The sequence below is a fragment of the Sinimarinibacterium thermocellulolyticum genome, assembly GCF_040327995.1.
Lineage (GTDB): Bacteria > Pseudomonadota > Gammaproteobacteria > Nevskiales > Nevskiaceae > Solimonas > Solimonas thermocellulolyticum.
This window is the reverse complement of record NZ_JBEPIJ010000006.1, coordinates 94893-113062: the sequence shown is the minus strand read 5'-3', so window position 1 is coordinate 113062 and position 18170 is coordinate 94893. Positions and strand designations below refer to the sequence as shown.

Annotated in this window: 13 protein-coding genes; 7 read left to right on the top strand and 6 right to left on the bottom strand. The window is 68.4% G+C overall.

Annotated features, from left to right (window positions below):
• The first annotated feature begins 24 nt into the window (after window positions 1-24).
• The gene (locus tag ABSH63_RS07250; RefSeq protein WP_352888636.1) at window positions 25-2133 is read left to right on the top strand and encodes a site-specific recombinase; all 2109 of its coding nucleotides are present in this window, start codon (window positions 25-27) and stop codon (window positions 2131-2133) included.
• A 62-nt stretch (window positions 2134-2195) separates the two neighbouring features.
• Here ABSH63_RS07250 and ABSH63_RS07245 read toward each other — a convergent pair whose 3' ends face one another.
• The 5 genes from ABSH63_RS07245 to ABSH63_RS07225 all read right to left on the bottom strand — a co-directional run bounded on the left by ABSH63_RS07245 (window position 2196) and on the right by ABSH63_RS07225 (window position 7641).
• Complete coding sequence (locus tag ABSH63_RS07245) at window positions 2196-3158, bottom strand: 2-oxoadipate dioxygenase/decarboxylase family protein (protein WP_352888634.1); 963 nt, start codon at window positions 3156-3158, stop codon at window positions 2196-2198.
• 110 nt (window positions 3159-3268) lie between these two features.
• On the bottom strand, window positions 3269-4459 hold the full coding sequence (locus tag ABSH63_RS07240; protein WP_352888633.1) for an ABC transporter permease: 1191 nt from the start codon (window positions 4457-4459) through the stop codon (window positions 3269-3271).
• 11 nt (window positions 4460-4470) lie between these two features.
• The gene (locus tag ABSH63_RS07235; RefSeq protein ID WP_352888631.1) at window positions 4471-5631 is read right to left on the bottom strand and encodes an ABC transporter permease; all 1161 of its coding nucleotides are present in this window, start codon (window positions 5629-5631) and stop codon (window positions 4471-4473) included.
• Window positions 5628-6320 (bottom strand): ABC transporter ATP-binding protein, encoded by a 693-nt coding sequence (locus tag ABSH63_RS07230; protein WP_352888630.1) that lies wholly within the window; start codon window positions 6318-6320, stop codon window positions 5628-5630. Before ABSH63_RS07230 ends, ABSH63_RS07235 begins: the two co-directional genes overlap by 4 nt.
• Window positions 6321-6408: 88 nt before the next feature.
• Window positions 6409-7641, bottom strand: coding sequence for an efflux RND transporter periplasmic adaptor subunit (locus tag ABSH63_RS07225; RefSeq protein WP_352888629.1), 1233 nt, complete (start codon window positions 7639-7641; stop codon window positions 6409-6411).
• Window positions 7642-7849: 208 nt separating this feature from the next.
• On the opposite strand from ABSH63_RS07225, the gene ABSH63_RS07220 reads away from it, so the two are divergent.
• The 5 genes from ABSH63_RS07220 to ABSH63_RS07200 all read left to right on the top strand — a co-directional run bounded on the left by ABSH63_RS07220 (window position 7850) and on the right by ABSH63_RS07200 (window position 16450).
• Window positions 7850-8536 carry an SDR family NAD(P)-dependent oxidoreductase gene (locus ABSH63_RS07220; RefSeq protein ID WP_352888627.1) on the top strand — a complete coding sequence of 229 codons (687 nt, stop codon included), beginning with the start codon at window positions 7850-7852 and terminating at the stop codon, window positions 8534-8536.
• Between the two features lie 90 nt (window positions 8537-8626).
• Window positions 8627-10177, top strand: a complete 1551-nt coding sequence (locus ABSH63_RS07215; protein WP_352888625.1) for a glycerol-3-phosphate dehydrogenase/oxidase — start codon at window positions 8627-8629, stop codon at window positions 10175-10177.
• A gap of 193 nt (window positions 10178-10370) precedes the next feature.
• On the top strand, window positions 10371-12623 hold the full coding sequence (locus ABSH63_RS07210) for an alpha/beta hydrolase (RefSeq protein WP_352888624.1): 2253 nt from the start codon (window positions 10371-10373) through the stop codon (window positions 12621-12623).
• Window positions 12624-12636: 13 nt separating this feature from the next.
• Entirely contained in the window at window positions 12637-14463 is a 1827-nt protein-coding gene (locus ABSH63_RS07205; RefSeq protein ID WP_352888623.1) for a DUF1302 domain-containing protein, read from the top strand.
• 142 nt (window positions 14464-14605) lie between these two features.
• On the top strand, window positions 14606-16450 hold the full coding sequence (locus ABSH63_RS07200) for a DUF885 domain-containing protein (RefSeq protein WP_352888622.1): 1845 nt from the start codon (window positions 14606-14608) through the stop codon (window positions 16448-16450).
• Window positions 16451-16485: 35 nt separating this feature from the next.
• Here ABSH63_RS07200 and ABSH63_RS07195 read toward each other — a convergent pair whose 3' ends face one another.
• Window positions 16486-17613: a PQQ-dependent sugar dehydrogenase gene (locus ABSH63_RS07195; RefSeq protein ID WP_352888620.1), complete on the bottom strand. Its 1128-nt coding sequence runs from the start codon at window positions 17611-17613 to the stop codon at window positions 16486-16488.
• 73 nt (window positions 17614-17686) lie between these two features.
• Here ABSH63_RS07195 and ABSH63_RS07190 point away from each other — a divergent pair, with 73 nt between their 5' ends.
• Window positions 17687-18142 carry a hypothetical protein gene (locus ABSH63_RS07190; protein ID WP_352888619.1) on the top strand — a complete coding sequence of 152 codons (456 nt, stop codon included), beginning with the start codon at window positions 17687-17689 and terminating at the stop codon, window positions 18140-18142.
• Window positions 18143-18170 lie beyond the last annotated feature (28 nt).

Here is an 18170-nt window from a genome sequence, read left to right as displayed (position 1 = left end):
CCGAGCCCGGCCCCGGAGCCGACCGTGCTGAAGCGCTGGTTCGGCCCGCAGCGGCACGTCGAGCGCGCGTTGCAACGGCTCGACGCGGCGATCGAGCGGCTGCACGCCGCCGATGACGCGCAGCGCCTTGCGGCGCTGGCCGCGCTGGTGCACTGGCTGCGTCCGCGTCGCGTTCGTGACGCCGAGGCCGCGCAGTCGCGAATGCAGTTGCTGATCGAGCGCATGCGCAGCGATGCCGCCGCGCGTGCGGTGGTGCGCAACGCCCTGCTGTGGCTGGTCACCGAAACACAGCCGCTGCGCCTGATGAGCGATTCCGGGATTCTGAGCGGGCAGGGCTTCCTCGGTGGCCTGTGGCGACGCTTCATCCACGGCCTGCTGCCGGACGAGCTCGATCCGGCGCAGCTGCGCGACGCCGTCAACCTCCTGTTCTCGCGTCGCGACGATTACGTCTGGATCGAGGCGATCCCGGACGCCGACTGGGTCGGCTTTCTCGATGCGCTCGATTTCGGCGCCGCCGGCCGCGAGCACGGCCGCCGCCTGCCGTTCCAGATCCTCGAAGCCCTGCAGGTCGTGTCCTACCGTATCGCTGCGCTCGGGCTCGAGCCGGAACTGGTGCGCAACCATCCAGCCATCGAGCGCTACGAGTCGCCGTTTCTGACGCAGAACGTCGAGATGCGCCAGTTCATCGACGAGCACCAGGCGGCGATCGCCGAAAAGCGTGAGCCGAGGCTCGACGACAAGCACCTGCTGGTGCTGCTCGGCCAGTGCGAGCAGATCATCGGCAAAGTGCGCAAGCAGGCCGCGCAGACCGGCGCCAGTGTCAGCCTCACCGTGCTGCTGGCGCGCCTGCAGCAGAACATCGCGCGGCTCAAGCTGCTGCTGGAGTTGCTCGAAAAGCGCCCGGTGCACGAGCTCAACGAGTTGCGCGTGCGCTTCTTCAAGCAAATCGTGCGTGCCGAGAACACGCGCCACAGCGTGCGCGAGCTCTGGCGGCAGCACGTCGAGCTCTTGGCCACGCGCATCACCGACAACGCCAGCAAGACGGGCGAGCACTACGTCACCGCGACGCGCGCCGAGTACTGGCAGATGCTGCGCTCGGCACTGGGGGCCGGTTGCATCGTGCCGCTGATGGCGATGATCAAGGTCGCACTCTCGGCCGAGCCGCATGCGCCGCTGGCCGGTGCGGTGCTGTACAGCCTCAACTACGGGCTGGGCTTCGTGCTCATCTATCTGCTGCGATTCACCATCGCCACCAAGCAGCCGGCGATGACCGCCTCGTATCTCGCCGCCACGCTGGCCGCGGCGCAGAACCGCAAGGAGCGCATCGCCGTCGGCGCCGATCTGGTCGTGCGCACCATGCGCAGCCAGTTCATCGCCATCGTCGGCAACGTGCTGCCGGCCTTCCTGCTGCCGGTCGCGATTGCCTACGCGATCCTGCTCAACACCGGCGAGCACTACCTCGACGCCCAGACCGCGCAGTACCTCTTGGTCGAGCAGCATCCGCTGCAGAGCCTGGCCTGGCTGCATGCCGGCGTCGCCGGCGTCTGCCTGTTTCTCGCCGGCCTGATTTCCGGCTATTTCGACAACAAGGCGGTGTACAACCGCATCCCGCAGCGCATCCTGCAACTGCGCTGGCTCCGTCGCCTGCTCGGCAAGGCGCGCGCCGAGCGCTTCTCCGCTTATATCGAGGACAACCTCGGCGCGTTGGCCGGCAACTTCTTCTTCGGCTGCATGCTCGGCAGTGCCGGCACCATCGGATTCATCCTCGGCCTGCCGCTGGACATCCGCCACATCACCTTCTCGACGGCGTACTTCGGTTACGCGATGGTCGCGCTCGACTGGCAAGTCGCGCGACCGATGATCGTCATGGTCGCCATCGGTGTCGCCGGCATCGGCCTGATCAACCTATTGGTCAGCTTCAGCCTCGCGCTGTTCGTCGCGTTGCGCGCGCAGCGCGTGCCGATCGGCGACCGTCGCGAGCTGATGCGCGAGTTCTGCCGCCGCGCGCTGCGCCGTCCGCAGGACCTGCTGTGGCCGCCGCGCGATCCGCCACCCGAGCACGAGCCGGCAGCGGACAGCGATGCGCCGCCCCCCAGGGCGGCAAGCCGTGCCGGCGAGGCCGAAGCGGCGTAGAGTTCGCGCGTCGGCCCGCGCGCAGAGGTCATCTGTGCGGCGATCGACAGTAAGGAGGCGCTTCAGGCGCGCACGCGGATCGCCCCGGCGCGCGTCGACGCCGCGTCGAAGATCTTCTCGGCGTTGGCGGCGAGGAAGTTGCGGAAGATCAGCGGACGGCCATCCTGCTGCCACAGCGGATGGCCGTCGGCGTCGACCGCCTGATTGCGCTCGATGATCTCGACGAATTGCTTTTCCGTGGGCGCAACGCCGAGCGTGCCGTCGGTCTCCACGACCGGCGTGTCCTGTGTGGCCGCCATCGTCGCGGTCTGGCGCAGCTTCGTGCCACGGGCGCCCTGGATCTCGGGCAGCATGCGAAAGCCGGCCTGCTGCATCGCCGCTGCCATCGCCTCGATGTCGTCGAAGGCCGCGGCGCGCACGTCGATCGTCACGTGATTGAAGTCGGGTCCGAGCGCAAGCGCGCTGGCGGCCTCCCCGGACAAGTGCGCGACGGCTTCGAGCGTGCTGCGCTCGAGTGGCGGGCCGTTGCGCGCCATCAGGCGGTCGACGAAGTGCTCGACGAAGGCCTCGGCTTCGGCCTCGCTCAATCCGCCGCGGCGTTCGAAGCGCTCGATCAGGGCGACGAACGGGCCGTGGTCCACGGCCCGCGCCTGCCGAGCGCAATCGTCGCGGATCAGCGCCGCGATTTCGTCGGGAAACGCGCCCAGGTCCACCTGCGAGACGAAAATCTTGAACTGCGAGGCGTCCTCGCCGATGACCTGCAGATCGCAGGACACGAGCCTTTTTGCCGGAAACCGATAGTCCAGCTCGCGGCGCAGGCCGAGCACCTGCGCGGCGCGCAGGAACAGCGCCGTCACCGCGGGATCGGCGCTGCGGATCGCGCCGTGGTCGTTGCGAAAGGTCCCGCCGTTGTCGGCGACCAGCTTCTGCAGCGCAACGAAGTCCGGCACGTTGCGCGCGAACTTCGCCGTGGCGCGTTCAACGAACAACGTGCGCAGTGCGGCAGCGTGGAGTGTGATGGTCATCGGTGCGTCTCCGCGTCGCGACACCCGGATCGCATCTTGCCCGCGCGGCCGCGTGCCGGGTAGCGGAGAATCAACCAGTGCTGGCGCGAAATCAGCGCCAGTGTCGTGGTTCAGCCGGCCCTCAGCGCATCGACGATCGGCAGGCGTGCCGCGCGCACTGCCGGAAACAGGCCGCCGATCAGGCCCATCACCAGCGCCCAGACGATGCCCTGCTGGATCAGCTCGGGCGTGACCTTGAACGCAAAGGCGACCTGGCTGAAGGTCTGGAAGTTGAGCGTGTTGACGGTGAAGCCGTTGAAGAACAGGTAGGCGATGAGCGCGCCGACCAGGCCGCCGGCGAGCGCCAAAAGCAGCGACTCGATCAGCACCGAGATCACCACCGGCAGACCGCCGAAGCCGAGGGCGCGCAGGGTCGCGATCTCGACGGTGCGCGTGGCGACGGCGGCGTACATCACGTTGAGCGCACCGAACACCGCGCCGATGCCCATGATCACGGCCACGGTGTAGCCGAGGATGCGGATCAACAGGTGCAACTGCTCGGAGCGCGAGGCGTAGTAATCGCTCTGCCGCTGCGGGTTGACGACCATGCGCGGGTCGGTGGTCAGCGCGTCCTTGAATGTGGCGAAGGCCTCGGCGCTTTCGAGCTGTAGGGTCACGGAGTTGTACGCGCTGCGCCGCGACGCGGTCTCGAGCGCGCCGGCATCGACCCACAGCTCCGACTCGTGCACATCGCCGCCGGTTGCGAAGATGCCGACGATGTTCCAGGCGCCGTCGCGCACGTCGACCGTGCCGCCGAGCCTGAGCGTCTCGAACTGCTTCGCGGCGCCGGTGCCGACGATGACTTCGCGCACGCCGGATTCGAACATGCGTCCTTCGACGATGCGGAACTCGGGGCGCACGCGCGCGACATCGGTCTGCGTGCCGCGCACGACGACGTTGTTCGGCGAGGTCGAGCCGGGCTTGGCGACGTCGGTGAGCAGGTAGAACTCGGCGACCATCACCGGCTTGCCGTCGGCGTCGCGGGCGACGCCGGGGGCGTCGCCGATGATCTGCGACTGCTCGCGCGTGATCACGCTGGAGAGCTCGTCCACCGAGCCGCCGCGCAGCACGATCGTGCGCTCGGGCGTGCCGGTGCTGCCCAGCGTCGCGGCGAAGCCGGCGCCCATCGACAGCAGCGCCACCAGCACGCCGACCACGCCGGCGATGCCGATGACGATGACCATCGAGGTGCCGAGCCGCGACGGAATCGAGCGCAGGTTGAGCGCGGTCACGGCGGCGATCTGGTTCAGGGTGTTGGCCATGGCCGTCTCCTTCAGTGCGCCGCCAGCGCGTCCACGATCTTCAGGCGCATCGCGCGCAGCGCCGGCGGCAGGCCGACGATGAGCGCGAGCAGCACGGCGAGGCCCAGCGCCGCGGCGAACGCGGCGGGTGTCAGCGCCATGCCCGAGAAGCCCGGCAGCTTCGCGGCGATGCCCGGCAGGATGAGCCCGGCGAGACCGATGCCGATCAGCGCGGCGAGCACGCACAGCAAAAGCGACTCGGCCAGCACCAGCGCGAGCACGCCGAGGTCGGAGTAGCCCAGCGTCTTGAGCACGGCGAGTTCGGGAATGCGCTCGCGTACCGACTGCATCATCGTGTTGCCGGTCAGGAACAGCAGCGTGAAGAACACCGCGCCGATGATCGACGACATGATCAGGCCGATGTCGCCCATCTGCTTGACGAAGGCCTGATTGAAGGCGCGCTCGGTCTGGGTGCGTGTCTCGTTGGGCGAGTTGGCGAACAAGGCATCGACCGCTTTGACGACTTCCTCGTTGCGGTCCGGGTTCTCGGTCTTGATCACGATCCAGCCGATGGTGCCCTTGCCGAACTGGCGCGCCTCGTCGAAGTACTCGTGATGGAACAGCATCATCTCGAACATGGAGCGGTCTTTCGGATTCTTCGTGTCGAAGATGCCGACGAGGTCGAACTCCCAGTTGTTGGAGCCGTCCGCCAGCGGCCAGATGCCGGCGATGATGGGGATGCGGTCGCCGATCGAAAAGCCGAAGCGATCGGCCAGCGTCTTGGCGATGATCGCGCCGGTGCGCGTGTTGAGCATCGCCTGCTTCTGGTCTTCCGGCAGCACGATCTCCGGATACATCTCCAGATAAGGCTCGATCTGTGTCGGAAACTGCGGAAAGAAATTGCTTTCCTTCTGGTAGTAGCCGCCGAACCAGGACTGGCCGGCAACGCTGGCGACGCCCGGCACGCTGCGCACCTGCTGCAGATGGCCGAACGGCAGCACCTGGGTCAGCGAGTAGCGTCCGGTGGTGATCAGCCGGTCGGCGCCGGCGACCTCGACGCCGGTGTTGAACGCGGCGTTGCCCGCGGTCAGCAGCGCGTACAGCAAAAAGGCGACGACGATAGACAGCATCGTGAAGATCGTGCGCGGCTTGCGCCGCCACAATGCGGCCCAAACGAGTGGAAGGTACTTCATGACAGCGCCGTCGCTTCGACCAGGCGACCCTTGTCCAGATGCAGTGTGTGCGTGGCGAACTCGGCGGCCTTGGGGTCGTGCGTGACCATGACGATGGTCTTGCCGTGTTCGCGATTGAGGATCTGCAGCAGACCCAGAATCTCGTCCGCGGTCTTGCGGTCGAGATCGCCGGTGGGTTCGTCGCAGACCAGCAGCGTCGGATCGGCGACGATCGCGCGGGCGATGGCGACGCGCTGGGCCTGGCCGCCGGACAGCTCGCCCGGCTTGTGCTTGGCGCGCTCGGCGAGGCCGACGACGCCGAGCGCAATCTGCACGCGCTTTCTGCGTTCGGCGGCCGACAGCGAGGTGAGCAAGAGCGGTAGCTCGACGTTGCGCTCGGCCGACAGCACCGGCAACAGGTTGTAGAACTGGAACACGAAGCCGACGTGGTTGGCGCGCCACCGGGTGAGCTGCGACGAGGACATCTGGTCGAGTCGCGCGTCGCCGACGCGCAGTTCGCCGCGGGTGGGGGTGTCGAGTCCGCCGATCAGATTCAGCAGGGTGGTCTTGCCGGAACCCGACGGCCCCATCAGCGCGAGGAAGTCGCCCCGGGCGATATCCAGATCGAGGCTTTGCAGCACCTCGACGCTCTGTTTGCCGCGGGTGTAGCGCTTGCTGACGCCTCTGAGGCTGACGATCGCTTCGCTCATCTCGTGCTCGCTTGCCCGGTGCATCCGGGCCGTTATAAAAAAATATTCAAGAAACTACATTTTTGCAAATCGAAAGTCACATCGTGCGCTACGGCTTCAGTTTGACCGCCATGCCATCGCGGAACTGGCTGAGATCCCCCAGCGCGAGGACGTCGCCGGCGGTCAGACCGCTGACCACGCGCACCTCGCCGCCGGACCTGCCGGCGATGCGCACCGCGCGCCGTTCCAGGGTTTGGTCGCGCACGACGAACACCACGCCGGTGTCGCCGTCGATCTGCACCGCGGCGGCATCGACCAGCACGCCACCGGGGCGCCGTTGCTCGGCCTGCTGCGGCGGCTGCGCTTCGCGAAAGGCCACACGCACCCCCATCTCCGGCAGGATGCGCGGGTCCTTCTGCTTGAAGCCGACACGCACGGTGACGGTCGCCTTCGAGCGGTCGGCGGTGGGAATCACCGCGATGACCTCGGCCGGAATCTCCCAGTCGGGATAGGCGTTGAGCCGCGCAATGGCCGGCTGACCCGGTGTCACGCGGTTGATGAAGTTTTCGTTGACGTCGACCTCGATTTCCAGCGAGTCCATGTCGACCAGGGTGCCGATGCCAGTGCGCGTGCCGTCGCCGCCGGCCGACAGCGGCGAGATCATCTCGCCCGGCTGCGCGTTCTTGACCGTGATCACGCCGGCGAACGGCGCGCGTACCACGGTGTCTTCGAGATAGCGCTGCTGCACGCGCACGGCGCGTTCGGCGACGACGACCTGCGCTTGGGTGCTGGCGAGTCGCGCCTCCAGGGCATCGACCTCGGCCTGTGCGGTGTCGAGCGCGGCCTCGCTGACGAGCTTGCGCTCGGCGAGGCTGCGCGTGCGCCGCAACTGCCGGTGCGCCTCGTCGCGCTGCACGCGTACCTCGGCGAGCTGCGCGCGCGCGGCGTCGAGCCGCGATTGCGCGAGGGCCAGCTCGGCGCGCGCGTTGATGTCGTCGATGCGCGCGAGGATCTGGTTTTCCTCGACGCGCATGCCTTCCTCGACCAGCACCTCGACCACCTTGCCGGTGAGCTTGGACGAGACCGTCGCCCGGCGGCGCGCGACGACGTAACCCGAGGCATCGAGCACCGAGGCCGACGCGCTGCCCCCGGCGGGCGCCGCGCGCGCCGTGGTGGTCGCGATCACGGGCGTGCCTTCGCGCAAGAACAGCAGCCAGATTGTCGCGGCGGCCGCGACCACGGCGAGGGCGAGCAGCGCCCAGCGGCCGGCGCCGGGTCCGCGCGACTGGCGTGCGCTCGGGTCGATTCTCAGTTGCCCCAACAGGTTCGACGTATCGTTCATGGGTCCGAAACCGGCAGCCTCCCCGCGGCGCGCGCAGTGTGCCGGCTTTTAGCCGCACCCGCTACCAAGGGTATCCGACGACCGTGGTGCCGGCATGTCGGTGCCGGCATCGCGCGGCGTGCGCGGTGTGCGAACATGACGCCGGCTTGCCTATCATCCGCCCGGCGCCGGTCGTCGCGCCGCGGCCGCAACGAGGACCTTGCACACCATGAGTCGCACCCAGACCTCGCCTTCCGCGCTCGGCGCCTGTCTGATCGTCGGCGCCGGCCCTGGTATCGGTCAGGCCGTCGCCGCGGCGTTCGCGCACGAGGGTTATGACGTGGCGCTCTTGGCGCGCCAGCCGCAGCGCCTGGCGGAGATCTGCGCGGAGCTCGGCAAGCGCACGGGCCGGCGCGTTTTCAGCTACGCGGCCGACGCCGCCGCGCAGGATTCGCTACAGCAGGGCATCGCCGCCGCGTCCGCCGATCTGGGCGAGCCCGAGGTGCTGATCTACAACGTCGCCCAGCACGCGCCGGGACGGCCGATGACGGTGCCGCTCGACGAACTGGTGGCCAACTTCCGCACCAACGTCGTCGGCGCCCTGGTCGCCGCGCGTGCGGTGGCGCCGGCGATGATCGCGCGTGGCCGCGGCAGCATCCTGTTCACCGGCGGTGGCTTCGCCACCGCGCCGGCGGTCGACTACTGCTCGCTGTCGATGGACAAGGCGGCGCTGCGCTCGCTGACCTTCACGCTGGCGCAGGAACTGGGGGCGCACGGGGTGCACGTCGCCACCGTCACCGTGCACGGCTTCGTGCAGACCGGCACGCAGTACGATCCCGGCCGTATCGCGCGTGCCTTCGTGCAGTTGCATCACCAGCCCAAGGGGCATTTCGAGACGGAGATCGTCTGTAAGTAGTGCCCAGTCGGCAGTTTTCGGTTTCTAAAGACCAGCAAGGCTGCGACTGGAAACTGGAAACTGGAAACTGGAAACTGGAAACTGCGCGGCGTGAGCCCCTTTCCCCTGATTCGCAACATCGCCGCGCTGCGCCGCGGCCGTTTCGACGTCCTCGTCATCGGCGGCGGCATCTACGGCGCCTGGACGGCGTATGACGCGGCGAGCCGCGGCCTGTCGGTGGCGCTGATCGAAAAGACCGACTGGGGCGCCGGAACCTCGTCGGCATCGAGCAAGCTGATCCACGGCGGCCTGCGCTACCTCGAACACTACGAGTTCCGGCTGGTGCGTCATGCGCTCAAGGAACGGCGCACCCTGTCGCGCATCGCGCCGCATCTGGTGCGGCCGCTGAACTTCGTGCTGCCGATGTGGAAGGGACCGCGCGCCAGTCCGCTGATGGTGTCCGCCGGTTTGCACCTGTATGACCTGCTCGCGCTCGGCGGCCAGCCGGTGTCGCGCCACAAGTTCCATCGGCCGCGCGAACTGCTCGCGCGCTATCCCTTCGTCGATCCGGCGCGCCTGCTCGGCGGCTTTCGCTACGGTGACTGCCAGGAGGACGACGCGCGCATGACCCTGGTCGTGACCGCCGCGGCGCAGGCGTTCGGCGCGGTCTGTGCGAACCGCGTGCGCGCGGCGTCGCTGATCGAGCAGCGGGGCAGGGTGTGCGGCGCGCGCCTGGTCGACGAGCGCAGCGGCGAGCACTTCGAGCTCTACGCCGGCGCCGTCGTCAACGCCGCGGGGCCGTGGGCGCGCGAGCTGCTCGGTGCGGATGCGCCGCCGGTCAAGCTGGTCAAGGGCACGCACCTGATCCTGCCGGCGATTCCTGGCTGCAACGAGGCTTTCCTGCTGACCGCGGCCGACGGCCGCGTGTTTTTCGTGATTCCGTGGTACGCGCGCACCCTGGTCGGCACCACCGAGTCGACCGTGCGGCATCCGTCCGAAGCGCAGCCGACGGTGGAGGAAACCCGCTATCTCTTGGACGGTGTGCGACGCGGCCTGCCGGGCCTCGGCTGGACCGAGCGCGACGTCATCGGCGCCTTCTCCGGCGTGCGCATGCTACAGGCGCAGGACGGCAAGTCGCTGGCGGCGGTGTCGCGCGAGTTCGAGGTGCATACGCCCAAGCCCGGGCTGGTGATGCACGTCGGCGGCAAGTACACCACCGCGCGCAGCGACAGCATCGAGATCGTCGACGCGGTGTTTGCGGCGCTCAAGCGCAAGCCGCCGCCGGCGGTCACGCACGCGCACGCGCTGCCGGGCGCGCCCGCGGGCGAGTTCGAGACCTGGCAGGCGCAGACCATCGCACGCCTGGCCGCTGCCGGTGTCGATCTCGATGCCGCACGCTGGCTGAGCTTGCGCCATGGCACCGGCGTCGAGGCCATCCTCGACCTCATCGCCGAGCAGCCGCAACGCGCCGCGCGCATCGACGAGCAGGCGCCGTTCATCGTCGCCGAGGCGGTGCATGCGATCCGCAACGAGATGGCCTTCGAGGTCGATGATCTCGCGCGCCGGCGCATGCCGCTGTCGTTGCTGGTGCACGGCGAGGCCTGGCGGCCGAAGCTGCAGGCCGTACTGGACGCCGAACGCACGGCGAGCGCCGACGCCTGAGCGAGTGCACCCGCATGCGGCGCCGCCGCATTCCGACGAGCGGTGCAATCTGGCGGAAATTTCCGACTGTCGCGCCGTTGCGATGCGTACATACTGTGTGGCGCGGGAGTCGGCGATCGCGGTCGACGCAGCCGAATCAACATGACTCATGGAAGGTTGCTCGCCTTCCGGTGCGAGAAAAAGGAGAAGCGCGATGAGGGTACTTCGATGGATGCCCGTCTACCTGCTGGCCTTCGCTATGGCGGCCTGCAGCTCGGACGATGGGGGTGATGGCGGGCTCGCGGACAGTCCGCGCAAGCTGATCTCGCTGTTCGATCCGGTGGCCGCGAGCGCGGTCATCCCGTTTCCCAACGACGGGCTGTTCGGCACGCCGGCGGACGGCACGCTGAACATCCCCAACAGCACCAACGCGCCCTTCGTCGACGCCGCCAACCGGCTCGACGGGTTTTCCACCGTCGCCTCCGCGTTCACCGACCTGATCGGCGCGGTCGATCTCGACTCGGCCAACGCGCCGGGCAGCATCGTCATCATCAACACGCGCAGCTTCCAGACCTTGGCGCCGGGAGTCGATTACCGCGTGCAACTCTCGACCGCGGTCGATCCGGTCACCGGGCGACCGCTCGATGCGCTGCGCTCGCGCCTTTTGATCGAGTGGCTCAAGCCGCTGGCACCGGCGACCACCTACCTGGTCGTCGTCACCCGCGCGCTGCAGTCGGTCGAAGGCGTCGCCGCCGAGCCGGCCGACCTGTTCCGCGTGTTGCTGCGCGCGCAGAGCGTCGACGAGCAACTGGTCGCCGGTGTCGAGCCGGCGCTCAAACTCCTGTCGAGCGCCCAGCGCGCCAGCCTCGAAGGCATCCGCCAGCTCTACCAGACGCGCATCCTGCCGCCGCTGGCGCAGGCCGGTCTGCCGGCCGAGCGCATCGTTGTCGCCTGGCCGTTCACGACCCAGTCGATCGGCGCGACGCTAACGCGGCTGCAGGCGAATGTGCAGCCGCAGGCGCTGACCCTGGTCGCGACCGGCCTGACCACGCAGGACGTGATTCCGGCGCTGCCGCCGGTTGCGGATCTGTACGTCGGCAGCATCTCGCTGCCGTACTACCTCGCCGATGCGACGGCCAGCGCCGACGATGCCGACGAGCGTTTCTTCGTCGGCGGCGCGCCGGACAATCCGCTGAACACGTTCTGGCGTGCCGATCCCGAGGTGGTGGGCGCCGGCAACGCGCCGATCGGCGCACCCTGCGCGGCCTTGCAGCCGAGCGAGAGCACGACGGCCTGCTTCCCGCAGCCGCTGGCACGCGCGAGTCAGCGCGTGCCGGTGCTGGCGACGATCCCGAACGCCAACAGCGGGCGCACGGCGCCCGAAGGCGGCTGGCCGGTCGTGATCTTCCAGCACGGCATCACCGGCAACCGTTCGCAGATGCTGGCACTCGCGCCGGCGCTCGCCGCGGCCGGCTTTGCCGTCGTCGCCATCGACCTGCCGCTGCACGGCCTGCCGCCCGGCGATGCGCTGCGCGCGGCCACCGAGCAGTTCCCGGCACCGCTGCGCCCGGTCGAGCGCACCTTCGATCTCGATCTGGTCGACAACGCCACCGGCGCGCCGCCGGCCGACGGCACGCCCGATGGCTCGGGCACGCACTTCATCAATCTGTCGAGCCTGTTGACCAGCCGCGACAACCTGCGCCAGGCCGAGGCCGACCTGATCACGCTGTCGGCCTCGGTCGGTGGTGCCGTGATCCTTGGCGGCGACCTGCAGCCCGCGGGCATCACCTTCAATGGCGAGCACGTGCGCCACGTCGGCCACTCGCTGGGCGGCATCGTCGTCGCGACCTTGCTCGGCGTGAATCCGGGCAGCGCGCCGGGCGTCATCGCGATGCCGGGTGGCGGTATCGCCAAGCTGCTCGACGGCTCGCTGTCGTTTGGTCCGCGCATCGCCGCCGGCCTCGAAGCGGCGAGCGGCGGCAGCATCAAGCAGGGCAACGACACCTACGAAACCTTCCTGCGTTTCGCGCAGACGGTGGTCGACGACGGCGACCCGCTCAACTATGCGGCCGCGGCGTCGGCGAATCGACCGCTGCTGATGTTCGTCGTGCGCGGCGACGCGGTGGTGCCCAACTGCACCGTGGCCGGCGATGCGAACTGCCCGGCCACCGACACGATTCCAATCAGTTCCTTCCTCGGCGGCAGCAACCCGCTGGCACGTGCGCTAGGCCTTCCCCCGGTCCCCGGACCATCGCTCAACGACGGCTTCGACGTGCCGATCGCCGTGCAGACGATCACCGATGCCACCGGCATCGACGCCGTCGTGCGTTTCAACCAGGGCGATCACGGATCGATCCTGAGTCCGGCGGCGAACGCGCTGGTGACCTGCGAGATGCAGAGCCAGGCCGCCGCCTTCCTCGCATCCGATGGGCGCCAGTTGCCGATCGGCACCTGTGCGGGCAACTGAGGAGAACAGAACAATGAATCGACATCTCATCGCGCTCGCCATCCTCTCGCTGGGTGGCGCCAGCGGTTCCGCCTTCGCCCTGAGCACCCAGCTCGCGGGGCTGGACGTGCAGCTCGACAACAAGCTCTCGCTCGGTGCCGCCTGGCGCGTCGAGTCGCGCGACCCGCAGTTGGTCGGCCGCGGCAATGGCGGCCTGGCCTTCTCGACCAATGGCGATGACGGCAATCTCGCCTTCGACACCGGCGACGTGGTGGCGACCGCCGCCAAGATCACCTCTGACCTGACGCTGAGCAAAGGGAGCTTCGGCGTGTTCCTGCGCGGTAGCTATCTGTTCGACGCGCGCCTCTACGACCACGACTTCTTCAACCCGAACAATTACTACACGCCGACGCCGGGCGCGCCGGACGTCGGTGTCGGCCTGACGCCGACCGGGCGGCCGTCGGAAGTCCCGATCGCGGTGTTCGAGCAGCGCACCGATGCTTCGCGCGACTACCTGGGCAACAACGCCGACCTGCTCGATGCCTATGTATTCGGCAGCGTCGCCGTCGGTGAGCAGTTGCTGGCGTTCAAGATCGGCCGCCAGGTGCTCAACTGGGGCGAGTCCACCTTCGTGCTGCACGGCATCAACAGCCTGCTGACCTTCGATCAGAACAAGCAGCGCGTGCCCGGCTTCGAGATCGAGGAGCTGCTACTGCCGACGGCGATGGTCTGGGCCTCGATGAGCGTGGCCAGCGGCGTCTCGGTCGAGGCCTTCTATCAGCTCGACTGGGACAACACCCAGATCGACGCCGCCGGCTCGTTCTGGTCGACCAACGACTTCGCCGGCATCGGCGGCCAGCGCGCCAACCTCACCTTCGGCCTGCCGCCGGAGAACTTCCCCAACACGACGATTCCGCGCGCGCCGGACCGCGAGCCCCGCGACAGCGGGCAGTTCGGCGGCCGCCTCAGCATGTTGCTGCCGTATTTGGACGAGATCGACCTGTCGCTGTATGCGATGAACTACCACAGCCGGCTGCCGCTGATCAGCGGGACGTCCAAGGCCAGCTTCGCGGCGCCGGCGTCCACCGGCAACTACTTCGTCGAGTATCCCGAGGACATCCAGCTCTACGGCGTCTCCTTCAACACCGTGATCAAGGGCTGGTCGGTGCAGGGCGAGTACAGCCTCAAGGTCGATCAGCCGCTGCAGCTCGAGGACGTCGAGGTGCTGCTCGCCGGCGTCGGCCTGCCGAGCCAGCTCGTCGACGAACCGGCCTTCGGTGGCGCGCTCGGCGGCAAGTATCTGCGCGGCTATCGCCGCCACGACGTCAGTCAGTGGGATCTGGGAGTGACCTACGCCTTCGGCCCCTCGGCGTTGATGGGCTGGGACCAGGTGCTGTTCATCGGCGAGGTCGGCGGTGTCTACGTGCACGACCTGCCGCCCGAGAGCGAGCTGCGCTACGAAGGACCTGGCACCTACACGCCGGGCGATGCCTCGGTGGCGGCGCTGGTCTCCGCGTCCACCCTGCCGGCATTCGGCTCGGCGGTGCCGCAGGAAACCGACGGCTGGGCCACGGCGATCTCCTGGGGCTACAAGATGGTCGCGCGCGCGCAGTACAACAACGTCCTCGGCAGCTTCCGCATCGAGCCGACGCTGCGCTTCGACCACGACGTGCGCGGCGTGACGCCGACGCCGATCACCAACTTCGTCGAGGACCGCCGGCAGATCTCGGCGAGCATCGCCGCGTTCTACCTGCAGACCTGGTCGGTCGAAGCCGGTTACACGCGCTACTTCGGCGGCGGTCGCTACAATCTGCTCAGCGATCGCGACTTCATGAGTCTGGTGGCGAAGTACGCGTTCTGAACCCGGAGGCGGGTGAGCGCCGAAGGTGCGTCACCCGCCGGGTTCTGCTGCCCACCGCGTGCGGCAACCCGGGAAATCCACCGGGCGCCGCGGCGCGGGTTTGCGCTAGGCTCGGACCCTCGACATTCCGGGAGTTCTGACCATGCGTGTAGTCCTCGCGGCCAGCCTTGGCGCCGTCCTCGTGGCCGGCTGCGCCCTCGCGCCGCCGTCCACCGAACCCACCCCAGCGACCGCCGAGGCGATCGCTGCCGAGACCGAGCGCATCAATGCCTGGTTCGAGGCGCGCTACGAGGAACAACTGCGGTTCAGTCCGATCACGCTGACCTTCCTCGGCCGCAAGGAGCTGTACGACCAGCTCGACGATCTGTCGATCGCCGCCGAGGACGAGCAGCTCGCCTGGCACAAGGCCAGCGTCGAGCAGATGCAGGCCGAGTTCGACTACGCGCTGCTGTCGGACGAGGCCAAGCGCTCCTACGACATCTGGAAGCAGCAGTACGAGCGCGCCGCCGCGGGCGTGCCGTTTCGCGCGAACCAGTACGTGTTCCAGCAGATGAACGGCATGCAGGCCTTCCTGCCGACCTTCCTGATCAACTTCCACCGCGTCGATACCGAGGCCGACGTCGAGGCCTACATCGCCCGCATCGGCGAGGTACAGCGTGTGTTCGAGCAGTTGCTGGTGCGCGCGCAGGGCTCGGCGCGCCTGGGCATCCGCCCGCCGCGCTTCGCCTACGAGGGCGTGATCGAGCAGGCGCGCAAGGTCATCACCGGCGCACCGTTCACCCAAGGGGATGACAGTGCGATCTGGGCCGACCTCAAGGCAAAGATCGATGCCCTGGCCGGCAAGAAGCTGATCGACGCACAGCGCGCGCAGGCGCTCAAGGAGCAAGGGCGGGCGCAATTGCTGGCGCGCTTTGAGCCGGCCTACGAGAAGCTGATCGCGTGGATCGAGTCGGACCTGCCGAACGCGGCGGTCAATCCGGTCGGGGTGAGCACGCATCCGAACGGCAAGGCCTATTACGACTACCGCCTCAAGCTGATGACGACGACGGATCTCACCGCCGACCAGATTCATGAACTCGGGCTCGCGGAAGTCGCGCGCCTGCGTGGCGAGATGATCGCGCTCAAGCAGCGCGTCGGCTTCGACGGCGATCTACAAGCCTTCTTCGAATTCATCAGCACCGATCCGCGCTTCAAGTTCCCGAACACCGATGAGGGCCGCCAGGCCTACATCGATGCCGCGACCGCGGCGATCGACAACATCAAGAAGGAGTTGCCGAACTGGTTCGGCCTGTTGCCGAAGGCGGATCTGGTGGTCAAGCGCGTCGAGGCCTTCCGCGAGCAGGACGGCGCCGCGCAGCACTACTACCCCGGCACGCCGGACGGCTCGCGCCCCGGCATCTACTATGCGCACCTGTCCGACATGAACGCGATGCCGATTCCGGAGCTCGAAGTCATCGCCTATCACGAGGGACTGCCCGGCCATCACATGCAGATCTCGATCGCGCAGGAACTCCAGGGTGTGCCGAAGTTCCGCACCCAGGCGGACTTCACCGCCTACATCGAGGGTTGGGCGCTGTACGCGGAATGGCTCGCCCGGCAGATGCCCGGCACTTATCAGGACCCGTACTCCGACTACGGCCGCCTGAGTTCGGAAATGTGGCGCGCGGTGCGTCTGGTGGTCGATACCGGTTTGCATGCCAAGGGCTGGACCGAGCAGCAGGCGATCGAGTACTTCGCCGCCAACACCGCGATTCCGGCGGCGGCGCAGTCCGAGGTGCGCCGCTATCTGGTGATTCCGGGACAGGCCACGGCGTACAAGATCGGCATGATCAAGATCCAGGAACTGCGCGCGCGCGCCGAAGCCGAACTCGGCGAGCGCTTCGACATCCGCGGTTTCCACGACGCCGTGCTCGGTGGCGGTGCCCTGCCTCTGAATCTGCTCGAACAGCGCATCGAGCAGTGGATCGCCGAGCGCAAGGCCGCGTGACGGCGACCGGCGCGCCGGTCGGGCCGCGCGCCAGCCTATGACCCCGGGGAAACGCGCAGCACGCGGCCTTCGGCGCTGTCGGTGAGCAGGTAGAGCGCGCCGTCCGGGCCGGCGCGCACGTCGCGGATGCGTTCGCCGAGTTCGCGGAACAGCACTTCTTGTTCGCCGGGCACGCCGCTTTGCATCGGCACCCGGCGCACGCTTTTCTCGGCGAGCGCGGAGACGAACAGGCTGTGGCGCCAGGCCGGGAACAGCGTGCCGTCATACCAGCACATGCCGGACGGCGCGATCGACGGCGTCCACTGCGTCAGCGGCGGTGTCACGCCGGGCCACTCGCTGTAGGGCGTGATGCGCGCGCCGGTGTAGTCGACGCCGTGCGTCGTGATCGGCCAGCCGTAGTTGGCGCCTGGTGTGATGCGGTTGAGTTCGTCGCCGCCGCGCGCGCCATGCTCGTTGGAATAGAGCGCGCCGTGCGTCGCGACATAGACCAGCGCCTGCGGATTGCGATGGCCGTAACTGAGAATCTCGGCGCGAACGGCGTCGCCGCCGTGTGCACGATCGACAAAGGGATTGTCGTCGGGCACACGACCGTCGCGGTGGATGCGCAGGATCTTGCCCAGATGCGTGTGCAGTCGTAGCGCGTCGGTGCGATCGAGATTGCCGTCGCCCATGCCGACCACCAGCGTGCCGTCGCCGAGCAGGGCCATGCGTCCGCCCAGATGCTGAGTATGCGACTTCGCCGGCCGTGTCGTCAGGATCGGCGTCGGCTCGTGCAGACGCTCGCCGTCGAAGCGCGCGCGCACGATGCGCAGGTGATTCGCCTCGAACGTGCCGTGCGCGAACGACAAATACAGCACGCCGTTGTCGGCAAAGTCGGGATCGAGCATCACGTCGAACAGCCCGGCCTGGCCGCTCGCCAGCACCGGCGGCACGCCGGCGATCGGCGTCGCACGCAGTGTGGGCCGGCCATCGGCGTTCCGTTCGATCACGCGCAGGCGGCCCGGACGCTCGGTGACGAGCATGCGGCCGTCGGGCAGGAAGGCCAGCGACCACGGGAATTCCAGACCGTCGACGACGGTGTCGACGCGATAGTCGGCGGCCTGCGCGCTGGCCGGCAGCGCGCAGGCGATCAGGAATCGGCACAGCAGCGGTTTGAGTCGCATCGGTATGGGCAGCTCCACGGCGGCGCCGCGTCTGCGGCATGATCGGCGCCATGATGATGCCGGAATCTCACCGATGACGATGTCCACCTCGCCGCGCTGGCCACGGCGGCTCCTCGCCTTCGTCGGCGCGCTGCTGATCGCCGCGGCCTGGGGTGCGATCGTGCAGACCCAGTTCAACCTGCAGCAACTGCTGCCTTTCGTCGACATTCCGCTGCGCGTGCGCCTGCAGACGACGCTGCACGACCTCGCCGCCTTCGGTTCGCTGTACGCGCTGATGCTGCTGGTCGCCTGGCTGCCGGCCTTCGTCGTGGCGATGTGGCTCGCGCGGCGCTGGCCGGGTGTGCGCACGCCCCTGTATGCGCTGGCCGCGGGCGTTGCCGTCGTCGTCGCCATCCGCGCCACCGATGCCGCGGTGCCGCCGCCGGTGCTGATCGACGCCACGCGCAGCCTCGCCGGCCTTCTGGCGATGGCCGCGGGCTGCGTGATCGGTGGCGCGCTGTTCGCGCACTGGACGCGGCCAGCGGACTGAGTGTTCCGGTCACGACGACAGCGTCATC

Excerpts from the sequence above, each read along its gene's own strand:
- ABSH63_RS07200 (WP_352888622.1), top strand. The coding sequence starts at position 14,606 with ATGCGTGTAGTCCTCGCGGCCAGCCTTGGCGCCGTCCTCGTGGCCGGC.
- ABSH63_RS07240 (WP_352888633.1), bottom strand. The coding sequence starts at position 4,459 with ATGGCCAACACCCTGAACCAGATCGCCGCCGTGACCGCGCTCAACCTG.
- ABSH63_RS07225 (WP_352888629.1), bottom strand. The coding sequence starts at position 7,641 with ATGAACGATACGTCGAACCTGTTGGGGCAACTGAGAATCGACCCGAGC.
- ABSH63_RS07195 (WP_352888620.1), bottom strand. The coding sequence starts at position 17,613 with ATGCGACTCAAACCGCTGCTGTGCCGATTCCTGATCGCCTGCGCGCTG.
- ABSH63_RS07210 (WP_352888624.1), top strand. The coding sequence starts at position 10,371 with ATGAGGGTACTTCGATGGATGCCCGTCTACCTGCTGGCCTTCGCTATG.
- ABSH63_RS07190 (WP_352888619.1), top strand. The coding sequence starts at position 17,687 with ATGACGATGTCCACCTCGCCGCGCTGGCCACGGCGGCTCCTCGCCTTC.
- ABSH63_RS07205 (WP_352888623.1), top strand. The coding sequence starts at position 12,637 with ATGAATCGACATCTCATCGCGCTCGCCATCCTCTCGCTGGGTGGCGCC.
- ABSH63_RS07245 (WP_352888634.1), bottom strand. The coding sequence starts at position 3,158 with ATGACCATCACACTCCACGCTGCCGCACTGCGCACGTTGTTCGTTGAA.
- ABSH63_RS07220 (WP_352888627.1), top strand. The coding sequence starts at position 7,850 with ATGAGTCGCACCCAGACCTCGCCTTCCGCGCTCGGCGCCTGTCTGATC.
- ABSH63_RS07230 (WP_352888630.1), bottom strand. The coding sequence starts at position 6,320 with ATGAGCGAAGCGATCGTCAGCCTCAGAGGCGTCAGCAAGCGCTACACC.
- ABSH63_RS07235 (WP_352888631.1), bottom strand. The coding sequence starts at position 5,631 with ATGAAGTACCTTCCACTCGTTTGGGCCGCATTGTGGCGGCGCAAGCCG.